This is a genomic window from Micromonospora tarensis (assembly GCF_016803395.1).
GTDB classification, from domain to species: domain Bacteria; phylum Actinomycetota; class Actinomycetes; order Mycobacteriales; family Micromonosporaceae; genus Micromonospora; species Micromonospora tarensis.
The window spans coordinates 1-10,713 of record NZ_JAEVHL010000226.1 but is presented as its reverse complement, the minus strand read 5'-3'; the positions used below and the strand labels follow the sequence as shown (position 1 = coordinate 10,713).

The window sequence follows — 10,713 nt, the reverse complement described above, 5'->3', positions numbered from 1 at the left end:
GGCGTGGGTCGGCCGCGCTGGTCCGGCCCGGACGTGCCGCTCGCCCCCGTTGCCTCCGCCGCACCGGCTGGGGCGGCTCCCCCGCCACCACTCCCGCCGGACTGCGGATCGAACGCGCACGCACCCGCGCCGACCAGCACGACCACCACCATGGCGACCAGCCGGGAAGTGATCCGAACGCGCTTCATGGAACCTCCCCTGACAGTCGTCCCCTTGTTAGACGTTCGAGAATGGCGTCACGGTTGCGCGCGGTGCGCATTTTTCTCCGGCCATCCCGCATCGTGCAACACTGGATGGTCGGCCAGCGGCGGGTATGCGACCCGTTCCGGCCGGACGACCAACCGAGGAGAGGACGCTGGCGTGAGCGGTGGACCACTGATCGTGCAGTCGGACAAGACTCTGCTGCTGGAGATCGACCACCCCGACGCGCAGGCCTGCCGGATGGCGATCGCGCCGTTCGCCGAGCTGGAGCGCTCGCCGGAGCACGTGCACACGTACCGGCTGACCCCGCTGGGCCTGTGGAACGCCCGCGCGGCCGGGCACGACGCCGAGGGCGTGGTCGACTCTTTGATCAAGTACTCCCGCTACCCGGTGCCGCACGCGTTGCTGGTGGACGTGGCCGAGACGATGGACCGGTACGGCCGGCTCCAGCTGGCCAACGATCCGGCGCACGGGCTGGTGCTGCGGGCCCTGGACCGACTCGTGCTGATCGAGGTGGCCAAGAGCAAGAAGCTCGCCGGCATGCTCGGCGACAAGATCGACGACGACACCATCCGGGTGCACCCGTCCGAGCGTGGCCGGCTCAAGCAGGCGCTGCTCAAGCTGGGCTGGCCGGCGGAGGACCTGGCCGGCTACGTCGACGGTGAGGCGCACCCGATCGAGCTGGCCGAGGCCGGCAAGGACGGGCGCAAGCCGTGGACGCTGCGCTCGTACCAGCGGGAGGCCGTCGAGGCGTTCTGGGCCGGCGGGTCGGGTGTGGTGGTGCTGCCCTGCGGCGCCGGCAAGACCCTGGTCGGCGCGGCGGCGATGGCCGAGGCGAAGGCGACCACACTGATCCTGGTCACCAACACGGTCGCCGGACGACAGTGGAAGCGGGAGCTGATCGCCCGCACCTCGCTGACCGAGGAGGAGATCGGGGAATACTCGGGCGAGCGCAAGGAGATCCGCCCGGTCACCATCGCCACGTACCAGGTGCTCACCTCGCGGCGCGGCGGCGCGTTCACCCACCTCGACCTGTTCGGGGCCCGCGACTGGGGCCTGGTCGTCTACGACGAGGTGCACCTGCTGCCCGCGCCGATCTTCCGGTTCACCGCGGACCTCCAGGCCCGCCGCCGGCTGGGCCTCACCGCGACTCTGGTACGCGAGGACGGCCGCGAGGGTGACGTGTTCAGCCTGATCGGCCCGAAGCGGTACGACGCGCCGTGGAAGGACATCGAGTCGCAGGGCTGGATCGCCCCGGCCGAGTGCACCGAGGTCCGGGTGACCCTTACCGACGCGGAGCGGATGTCGTACGCGACGGCGGAGGCCGAGGAGCGTTACCGGATGGCGGCGACCGCCCGCACCAAGCTGCCGGTGGTGAAGGCGCTTGTCGACCAGCACCCGGACGACCAGGTGTTGGTGATCGGGGCGTACATCGACCAGCTGCACCAGCTCGGCGAATACCTGGACGCGCCGATCATTCAGGGCTCGACCACGAACAAGGAGCGGGAACGGCTCTTCGACGCCTTCCGCACCGGTGAGATCCGCACCCTGGTCATCTCCAAGGTCGGCAACTTCTCCATCGACCTGCCCGAGGCGGCGGTGGCGATCCAGGTGTCCGGGACGTTCGGCTCCCGCCAGGAGGAGGCGCAGCGGCTCGGTCGGGTGTTGCGGCCGAAGGCCGACGGCCGGCAGGCGCACTTCTACACGGTGGTGTCCCGGGACACGATCGACACGGAGTACGCCGCGCACCGGCAGCGCTTCCTCGCCGAGCAGGGGTACGCGTACACGATCGTCGACGCCGACGACGTCCTCGGCCCGAAGCTGCCGACCGTCGACTGACCCGCGCGGCCTTGATCGACTCGGTTTTCAGGAAGTCGCGGTGTCCGGGGCGCTTTGATGCCCCGGTTTCGTGGAACCCGAGTCGATCAACGTGTTGGGTGTGGGCAGGCAAAACGTGCAGGTTCGCGGAACCTGGCGGCTCCACCGGACCGGTGAAGCAGAACGGGGTCGACGAGCCGCCGTCGCGCGACCCGTCGACCCCGACGCGGGTTCCCTGGGCTATCCGGCGCCGCCGGCCCGGAACGCCACCCAGGCGTCGCTCATCCGGTCGGCCTGCCCGGCGGTGAACATGTTCATGCAGGAGTCCTGCGTGTAGTCCATGAAGTTGTGGATGGGGTCCAGCCCGGGCGCGGTGCAGGTGTCCGCGCCCACCGGGCAGTCGAACTGCGGGGCGGCCTCGCGCGGGGTGTCCGCGACGAAGTCGCCGGAGGCGGAGCAGCCGTGCGCGAAGGTGTGCTCCAGCATCAGCCAGTGCCCGACCTCGTGCGTCAGCGTGTCACCGAGGGCGTACTTGCCGGCGGTGCCGCCGGGCATCGACTCGTCGAGCATCACCACGCCGTCGATGTAGTCGCGCCCGTTGTTGTAGCCCTTCGGGAAGTACGCCCAGCCGAGCAGCCCGTCGCCGATGTTGGCCGCGTACACGTTCAGGGTCGTCGAGTCGCCGGTGTACAGCGCCTTCTTCATGTCCCGCTCGTTCTTGCCCGGCACGACCGTGTACCAGGCGCTGTTCACCGTCCACGTGGTGTCGACGAGCGAGAACCGGAACGGAGTGTTGGCGGCGTCGCCCGCCGTGCGGCCGGCGAACGAGTCGTTGAGCACCGCCATCTGCGCGGCGATCAGGGTGTTCCACCTGGTCGTCTCGGCCGCGGTGAGCGGATGGTCGGAGATCATGTGGAAGACCGTCGGCACGGTGACGCTGCCGTTTGCCAGGCGCGGCGCGTCCTTGATCACGCCATAGGCGTTGGCTTCGTTCTTGGGGTACAGCTCCGGCTCCTGGGCGGTGGCGCCCTCGGCTACCCGGGCGGCGCTGTGCGCGTCGGCGCCCGGCTCACACGCGGTGACGCCCGGGGAGGCGGGCGCGGGCGCGGCCGTGGCGAGCGCCCCGGAGGCACCGCCGGACGCCAGGAACGTCGCGGCGGTGGCGGTGAGAACCGCCAGTCGGAAGGTCGATCTTCTGCGCATCGGTGCACCTTTCGGTGAGGGAGGCGGTGCGGTGTCGATGACGTCGCTGTTCGGGTATGAGAACGCGCCGACGACATCGACAAAAGCCCCTCTGATCAGGGCAGATGCCGATGTAACGGAACAGCGTCGCGGAGCGCTGTTTGGCCGGTCCGGGGTGCGTCAGAGCACCCGGGTCACCTGCTCGGCGGCGATGATCGCGTCCCGCCGGGCCGGGTCGAGGTTGGCGCTGATGACCACCGACGCGCCGGCCGAGAGCGGTGCCAGCAACCACTTCAGCGGCTGCTCGTGCTCGGCGGCGTCGACCAGCAGTCGGTCACCGGCGCGCAGGTCGAGCATCCCGGCCACCTCCTGGGCGAGCGCACCCCACTGGCCGTAGGTGGTGCCGTCCGCGCTGGCCGGGTCCGACGGGTGGATGGAAGTGTGGTCGGGCGTGATGTCGGGGTGGCGGAGCACCTCGGCGGACCAGTCCAACCAGCCCAACGGCACGTCGGTCAACCGCCCCGGCCCGGTGCCGACGAGGTAGCGGTGCGTCGCGTCCGGCACGTCCTCCAGCCAGTCGTCCTGCCGCTCCGGCGTCACGAAAACCGCGTCGAACGGCCGGTCACCGCCCGGTTCGAGCACCGCCAGGCCCGCGGTGGCGCGCGGTCGGAACGACACCGCCAGGCCCGAGGCCCAGGCGCCCAACAACACCGCGGCGGTACGCCAGTGCGGCGGCAGCAGGACCGCTACGCGGCTGCCGGGGCCGAGCCGGCAGCCGTCCCGCAGCAGGCTCGCGCTGCGGGCCGCCCACTGGCCGACCTGCTGGGCGGTCAGGTCGACGCGCTCGCCGGTCGCCTCGTCGCGGTAGCTGAGCAGCGGATGCTCGGCCTCGACGGGCCGGGCCGCCAGGTCGGCCGTGACGGTTGGCTGCATCTCCACGCTCCCCGGGTCGATGTCGGCATCACAGTACTCAACGACTTTGGTCGCACCGGTCGGCGGCCGATGGCCGTATCGGGTGACCGGGTGGCCCGCGCACGGTGGCGGTGACCCCCGAAACGTCGCTGAGGAGCGCCCATGCCGCGCGAGCCTGACCCCGTCGCCGCCGACCATCCCGCCGCCGCTGACCGCCCCGTCGCCGCAGACCGCTTCGCCGCCGCTGACCGCCCCGTCGCCGCTGATCGACTGCCACTGCGTCGGCGGCTCCTGCCGGTGGTCGCGTTGCTGCTGCTCGCGCCGTGGGCGGCCGAGTGCTCGTGGGGTGGCTTCGCCATCGACGACTTCCTCCCGGTGCTGATCTTCCTCGGCCCGATGTACGGCGGGGCGGCGATCCTGATCCGGGAGACCGCCCGGCACCTCGGCGCGGGGTGGCCGACCATCGTGCTGCTCGCCGCCGCGTTCGGTGTGCTCCAGGCCGGCCTGGTCGACCAGTCGCTGTTCAACCCCGACTACCTCGACGACACCCAGTACGCCGAAAGCCGCGCCGCCGCCGAGGCGACGCTGGTGCCGGGGCTCGAATTCAGCCTCCGGCAGGCGTTCGACTACGTCGGCAACCACATCGTGCTGACCATCTGCGCGCCGATCGTGCTGATCGAGTCGTTCCTCGGGTCGCAGCGGCGGCTGCGGCCGTGGCTGGGCCAGCCCGGTCTCGCCGTGGTCGGCGTGGTCTACCTGCTCGGCAGCCTGCTGGTCTTCTCCGACAGCAGCGGCCGGAAGAACTTCCTGGCGAGCCCGCTCCAACTGGCCTTCGCCGCCGTGGTGGTCCTCGCCCTGGTCGCGACCGCCCTGCTGCCCCGCTGGCGCCGCGCTCACCCGCGCCGGGCCCGTCCGGTGCCGCATCCGCTCTGGGTGGGTCTGCTGGTCGTCCTCGTCCGCTTCGGCGCTGACCTGACGCCCGGCTGGCCGGGGATGGCCATCGCTCTGTCGCTCGCCGCCGCCGTCGGAGGGCTGATCGCGTACTGGTCGTCGGGCAGCGGTTGGGGGCAGCGGCACGTGCTCGTTGCGGGCACTGCGGGCCTGGTCACCGCCGCGGCGTTCGCGTACCTGGTGCCGCCGTACTCCCCGGCCTCCCCGGCGGCGGCCCTGGCCGGCGACGTCGCGGTCACCGTCATCACGGCCGCCCTGGTCGGCGGTGCCTGGTGGCGGCTGCGCCGTGCTTCGCCGGCTGTTCCCGTCGCCGCGAGCTGATCCCGTTGGCCACCACCGGTGAGACGGTGCTGCTGCGCCTCGGCTCCAGCCGCACGGTCTTCGGCCGCCGCTGATCCGGCGGCCGACTCGGCCCGGCGTCCACAAGCGTGGATGCCGGGGCCGCGCGGTTCCTAGCTGCCACGCCACCTCGACGAACGCGACGTAGGACCGGTCCGCCGCGGACAGTGGTTGCTGTTGGTCCGTCACGCGCCTTACACGCCGCGAGGCCCCCGAAGGTTGTCGCGGCTGCCGGACATCGTCGGCAGCCGTCAGCGCGCCGGCAGCTCCGGGCCGCCGTCGAGCAGTGGGGCGAGCAGGTCGTCGTACTCGTCGACCCGGGTCAGGACCTCGGCGGCGGTGAACTGGCGGACGGCCGGCTTCCGGCCGCGAGCGCCGGCCTCGACCTCGTCCCAGGTCAGCGGCGTCGACACCGACGGCACCGACTGGGCCCGCAGCGAGTACGGGGCGACAGTGGTCTTCGCCGCGTTGTTCTGGCTCCAGTCGATGAAGACCTTGCCGGGGCGCAGGTTCTTCGCCATCTTCGACACGATCAGCTTCGGATGCGCCTGCTCCAACTCCTGGGCGATCCGCTTGGCGTAGTCGGAGACGACATCGGCGGACTGGTTGCCGGCGATCGGGCAGCAGAGCTGCATGCCCTTCTTGCCGGAGGTCTTCGGGTACGACTCGATGCCGTCGGACGCGAGGCGGTCGCGCATCAGCACCGCCACCGGGCAGCACTCGGCGAGCCCGGCCGGCGGCCCCGGGTCCAGGTCGACGACCATCATGTCCGGGTGCTCGCCGACCTTCCACTGCGGGGTGTGCAGCTCCAACGCGGCCAGGTTGGCCAGCCAGACCAGGGTGGGCAGGTCGTCGGCGATCACGTAGTCGATGGTCTCCCGGCCCTTTGTCGACCCGGGCGCGGGCAGGTTCTCCACCCGCACCCAGTCCGGGGTCGCGGCCGGCGTGTTCTTCTCGAAGAACGACTTGTCGTCCACCCCGTTGGGGAACCGGATCCGGGTGACCGGGCGGTCCCGCAGGTGCGGCAACAGCACCGGGGAGATCCGGGTGTAGTAGTCGATCACCTCGCCCTTGGTGAAGCCGGCCGCCGGGTAGAGCACCTTGTCCAGGTTGGACAGCTCCAACGCGCGGCCCTCGACGTCCACCCGCAGCCGCTCAGCCGGCATCGTCGACCTCCTCGGGAGGCTTGTCCGGGCGCAACCGCAGCACCCGGGGGAAGCGCAGCCGGCCGTCGGGGGTGCGCTGGCCGTACTTCACCTCCACCACCACCAGGGGTGTTACCCAGATGGCGCCCCGGGCATCCTCGCGCGGCACACCGGGTGCGAACGGTGACCCGCCGGAGCGCAGCGGCTCCAGCTCGGCGAGGAGCTGCCGCTCGATGGCCGCGCCGATCCCGCCGCCGACCCGACCCCGGTAGATCAACCGGCCGTCCGGGCCGGGCACCCCGACCAGCAGCCCACCGATCCGGCGCGCGCCCGGTCGCCAACCGCCGACCACGAAGTCGCCGGTCACCTCCAGCTTGACCTTCACCCAGTCCGGCGAGCGCACCCCCGGGCGGTAGACGGCAGCGATCCGCTTGGCCATCACCCCCTCCAGACCGTGCTCGCCGGCCGCCTCGTAGGTGGCCGGCCCGTCGGCGAACATCGGCGGCACCGCCCACCGGGGGCCACCGAGGGCGAGCGCGTCCAGGGCCTCGCGGCGGCGCTGGTACGGCCAGCCGGTCAGGTCGTCGCCGTTGAGCCGGAGCAGGTCGAAGATCATGTACGTCACCGGCATCACCGCGGCCAGCCGGGCCGCCTTGATCCGGTCCCGGACGTGCATCCGCTCGGCCAGCGCGGTGAACGACGGCTGCCCGCTCTCGCCGAGCAGCACCACCTCGCCGTCGAGCAGCGCGTCGTCGACCTGCTCGGGCAGGGTGGCCAACTCCGGGTACGCGGCGGTGATCTCCACGCCGGAACGGGCATACAGGTGCTGGGCACCACCGGAGATGTCGGCGAGCGCGCGGACCCCGTCCCACTTGAACTCGTACGCCCAGCCGTCACCCGCCGGGAGCGGCCCGGTCATCGCGAGCATCGGCTTGAGCGGCGCGCCGGGCACGACCCGACTGTAGTAGCAGGCCGAACACCTCGCGTCCGGTTCTTTCGGATGCGAGCATGGTCGATACCGGGGAAGGGAGCGCAGGATGCGTGCCATCTGGAAGGGAGCCGTGTCGTTCGGGCTCGTCTCGATCGGGGTGAAGCTCTACTCCGCGACCGAGGAGAAGGACATTCGGTTCCACCAGGTGCACCGTGAGGACGGCGGCCGGATCCGCTACAAGCGCACCTGCTCGGTCTGCGGCGAGGAGGTCACCTACGACGACATCGCCAAGGGCTACGACATCGGCGGCGGCGAGATGGTGATCCTCACCGACGAGGACTTCGCCGACCTGCCGCTGACCAGCTCACGGGCGATCGACGTGCTGGAGTTCGTGCCGGCCGAACAGGTCGACCCGATCCTCTACAACAAGGCGTACTTCCTCGAGCCGGAGGGCGCGGCGACCAAGCCGTACGTGCTGCTGCGCGACGCGCTGATCAACTCGGAGCGGGTGGCCATCGTCAAGGTGGCGCTGCGCCAGCGCGAGCAGCTCGCCACGCTGCGGGTCCGCGAGGGTGTGCTGCTGCTCAACACGATGCTCTGGCCGGACGAGATCCGTACCCCGGATTTCGGTTTCCTCGACGAGGACCTCAAGGTGCGTCCGCCGGAGCTGGCGATGGCCAGCTCGCTGATCGACTCGATGACCGGCGAGTTCGAACCGGACGTCTTCACCGACGACTACCGGGCCGCGTTGCAGGAGGTCATCGACGCCAAGGTGGAGGGTCGGGAGGTCGTCCAGCCGGAGGAGGTCGAGGAGGCGCCGGCCGCCGCGGTGGACCTGATGGCGGCGTTGAAGGCCTCGGTGGAGCGCGCCAAGGCGGCGCGCGGCGAGCAGCCCGCCGGTGGCGGCGGTGGTGGCGGCGAGCCGACGCCCATCTCGTCGGCCCGGTCCGCGCAGAAGGCGGCCGAGCGGAAGGCGGCCAAGGCGCCCGCGAAGAAGACCGCGGCGAAGAAGACGGCCGAGAAGAAGACCGCCGAGCCGGCGAAGAAGACCGCCGCCAAGAAGACCGCCGCGAAGAAGGCGGAGCCGGCGAAGAAGACGGCCGCGCGCAAGACCGCACCCCGTAAGAGCGCCTGACGCCGACGGCAGCGGCGGCGGTGTCCGCCGGGCCGGGTACGCTCCGCCGGCTGCTGGCGACCGGAGGAGCCCCAATGCCGTACACCCCTGACCTGGACCGGTTGCTGACGCCCGGTGCCCGCTTCACCGACGAGCACGGCGGCTACCTGATCGAGGTCCACCCGGTGGACGACATCGTGCTGCCGACCGGCCGGGTGGTCGGCTGCGACCCGTTGGTCTGCCCCGAGGCCGAGCCGTTCACGGTGACCGTGCCGCCCGGGCAATATCCCGCCCGCGCCTGGGTGGCCGTGGTGTTGCGCGAGGACGCCGAGGTGGACCGGCGGGTGGCCGCGTTCGAGCTGGTCGTCTCCGACGAGCCGACCGCCCGCTGGGAGCCGGCCGTCGCGGGCGACCAGGATGTCGCCACGCTCGGCGCTGACGACTACTTCGGGTACGGGGTGGACGCCGGGGCCGGTACCCTCGCCGATCCGACCGCGCTCGCCGCACTGGAAGGCTGGGACGAGGACCGGGTCGAGGAGGTCTTCATCCCGAACGAACTGCCCGCGTCCCCGGTGCCCGGTCTGATCACCGCCGTGCTGGACGAGGCCAGTGGGGCCAACGTCGTCACGGTGGCCACCGGTTGGGGCGACGGCTGCTACGGCACCTGGATCGGCCGCACCGCCGACGGCCGGATCACCTCGTTCGTGACCGACTTCATGGTCGTCCCGGAATAACGCCCGGGAAGGTTCCGGAACTGCCGGGCTGGGCGATCCGAGGCGTCGGCGGCGGGCACGGTGGGCCGCCATGCGGGTACCGTGTGCGTCGGCTTTCCCCCCGGCACCGGGTGCCGGCCACACTTCGCAGCAGGGAGTCGACGACGTGAGCGAGCGGACGCAGCAGACGGGCCCAGACCAGAGCCCGGCGACCAAGTCGGGGCGCCGGTTGGCCGCCCAGTTGGCGGCGAAGAAGGCCGCCGACGCGAGGCGGAAGCGCAACGCGTGGGCCAGCGGCCTCGCCGCGGTCGCCGTGGTCGGGGTGCTGATCGCGGTCTTCGTGACCATCGGCGGGGGCGACGACAAGCCTAAGAACCAGGCCGACGCGACCCCGTCCGCCTCGGCTCCGGCCCCCGACGCGGCCGCGCCCCCCGCCCCGCAGCTGCCCGAGGGCGCCGACCCGGCGCTGGGCACCAAGCCGACGGTGACGCCGGGCACTGGTGAACTCAAGAAGCTCACGGTCACCCCGCTGATCAAGGGGAAGGGCGCGGCCGTGCAGAAGGGCCAGACCATCACCACGAACTACGTCGGGGTGTTCTTCAAGGACGGCAAGGAGTTCGACTCCTCCTGGACGTCCGGGCAGCCGGCCTCCTTCCCGATCGGCGTGGGTCAGGTCATCCCCGGCTGGGACCAGGGCCTGGTCGGCGTGACCGTGGGCAGCCGGGTGCAGCTCGACATCCCGGGCGAGCTGGCGTACGGCAACGACGCGGCGAACGCCGGCGGACGCCCGACCGGTCCGCTGCGCTTCGTGGTGGACGTGCTCGCCGCCCAGTGACCTGTCCGGGTCGTCCCGGTTGTCGCCGGGCCGCGATGGAGTTGTTCACATGGGGCTTCCGGCCCGTCGCCCACCGGCAGTAGGTTCGGCGTCACCCCGGGCGGTCCGCCGCCCGGGGTGAGCATCCGTAACCGGGGACGCGGAGGGCAGATGACGGCGCTTGACGAGTCGGGGCGGACCGCCCGGTTGATGTGGGCGTACGTCGAGCCCGTGCACGCGGTCACCTACCTGCACCCCCGGGCCCGGGCCGCGTTCGAGGCGGTCGGGCTGCGCGGCTACTGGCGGGGTTACTTCGCCGGTCGGGCCGCGCCGCTGGGCGCCACCGAGGCGGCACCGGTGATCGCCGCCTTCTTCAACTTCGCGCCGCCGATGGTGACCCGGGCGCTGCCGGCGGTGTGGCGGTTGGCCACCCCGCAGGAGGCGCTCCGGGCCCGGCTGACCGGTGCCGTGCAGGCGCTCGCCGAGCTGACCTACGAGCTGCCGGAGGCACACCTGGCGGAGGCGGCCGACCTGCTGGAGCGGGCCGCCTCGGCGGCGCAGACCGCCCGGCCGGGTGCTCGGCGCGGCCAACG

Annotated in this window: 9 protein-coding genes and 2 pseudogenes; 6 read left to right on the top strand and 5 right to left on the bottom strand. The window is 71.9% G+C overall.

What is annotated here, in order from left to right:
* Positions 1–188, bottom strand: a pseudogene (locus tag JM949_RS37895) (murein L,D-transpeptidase); the annotation flags it as partial.
* Between the two features lie 172 nt (positions 189–360).
* Between JM949_RS37895 and JM949_RS28855 the strand changes: the two are divergent.
* Positions 361–2,040 (top strand): DNA repair helicase XPB, encoded by a 1,680-nt coding sequence (locus JM949_RS28855; RefSeq protein ID WP_203151329.1) that lies wholly within the window; start codon positions 361–363, stop codon positions 2,038–2,040.
* Between the two features lie 219 nt (positions 2,041–2,259).
* Here the strand turns inward: JM949_RS28855 and JM949_RS28850 are convergent, their stop codons facing one another.
* Together JM949_RS28850 and JM949_RS28845 are read right to left on the bottom strand one after the other, a co-directional pair.
* On the bottom strand, positions 2,260–3,222 hold the full coding sequence (locus tag JM949_RS28850; protein ID WP_203151328.1) for a zinc metalloprotease: 963 nt from the start codon (positions 3,220–3,222) through the stop codon (positions 2,260–2,262).
* 159 nt (positions 3,223–3,381) lie between these two features.
* Positions 3,382–4,134 (bottom strand): TIGR03089 family protein, encoded by a 753-nt coding sequence (locus tag JM949_RS28845; protein ID WP_203151327.1) that lies wholly within the window; start codon positions 4,132–4,134, stop codon positions 3,382–3,384.
* Between the two features lie 141 nt (positions 4,135–4,275).
* Between JM949_RS28845 and JM949_RS28840 the strand changes: the two genes are divergently transcribed.
* Complete coding sequence (locus JM949_RS28840) at positions 4,276–5,385, top strand: hypothetical protein (protein ID WP_238434066.1); 1,110 nt, start codon at positions 4,276–4,278, stop codon at positions 5,383–5,385.
* Positions 5,386–5,654: 269 nt separating this feature from the next.
* Here JM949_RS28840 and ligD (JM949_RS28835) read toward each other — a convergent pair whose 3' ends face one another.
* The gene (gene ligD / locus JM949_RS28835) at positions 5,655–6,569 is read right to left on the bottom strand and encodes a non-homologous end-joining DNA ligase (RefSeq protein WP_203151326.1); all 915 of its coding nucleotides are present in this window, start codon (positions 6,567–6,569) and stop codon (positions 5,655–5,657) included.
* Positions 6,559–7,500, bottom strand: coding sequence for a non-homologous end-joining DNA ligase (ligD, locus tag JM949_RS28830; protein WP_203151325.1), 942 nt, complete (start codon positions 7,498–7,500; stop codon positions 6,559–6,561). The genes ligD (JM949_RS28835) and ligD (JM949_RS28830) overlap by 11 nt, the downstream gene beginning before the upstream one ends.
* An 85-nt stretch (positions 7,501–7,585) precedes the next feature.
* Between ligD (JM949_RS28830) and ku the strand changes: the two genes are divergently transcribed.
* The 4 genes and pseudogenes from ku to JM949_RS28810 all read left to right on the top strand — a co-directional run.
* Positions 7,586–8,614: a non-homologous end joining protein Ku gene (gene ku / locus JM949_RS28825; RefSeq protein WP_203151324.1), complete on the top strand. Its 1,029-nt coding sequence runs from the start codon at positions 7,586–7,588 to the stop codon at positions 8,612–8,614.
* A gap of 74 nt (positions 8,615–8,688) precedes the next feature.
* Positions 8,689–9,327 (top strand): DUF4241 domain-containing protein, encoded by a 639-nt coding sequence (locus JM949_RS28820; protein WP_203151323.1) that lies wholly within the window; start codon positions 8,689–8,691, stop codon positions 9,325–9,327.
* 70 nt (positions 9,328–9,397) lie between these two features.
* On the top strand, positions 9,398–10,141 hold the full coding sequence (locus JM949_RS28815) for an FKBP-type peptidyl-prolyl cis-trans isomerase (RefSeq protein WP_203151322.1): 744 nt from the start codon (positions 9,398–9,400) through the stop codon (positions 10,139–10,141).
* Positions 10,142–10,291: 150 nt separating this feature from the next.
* Positions 10,292–10,713, top strand: a pseudogene (locus JM949_RS28810) (SCO6745 family protein); the annotation flags it as partial.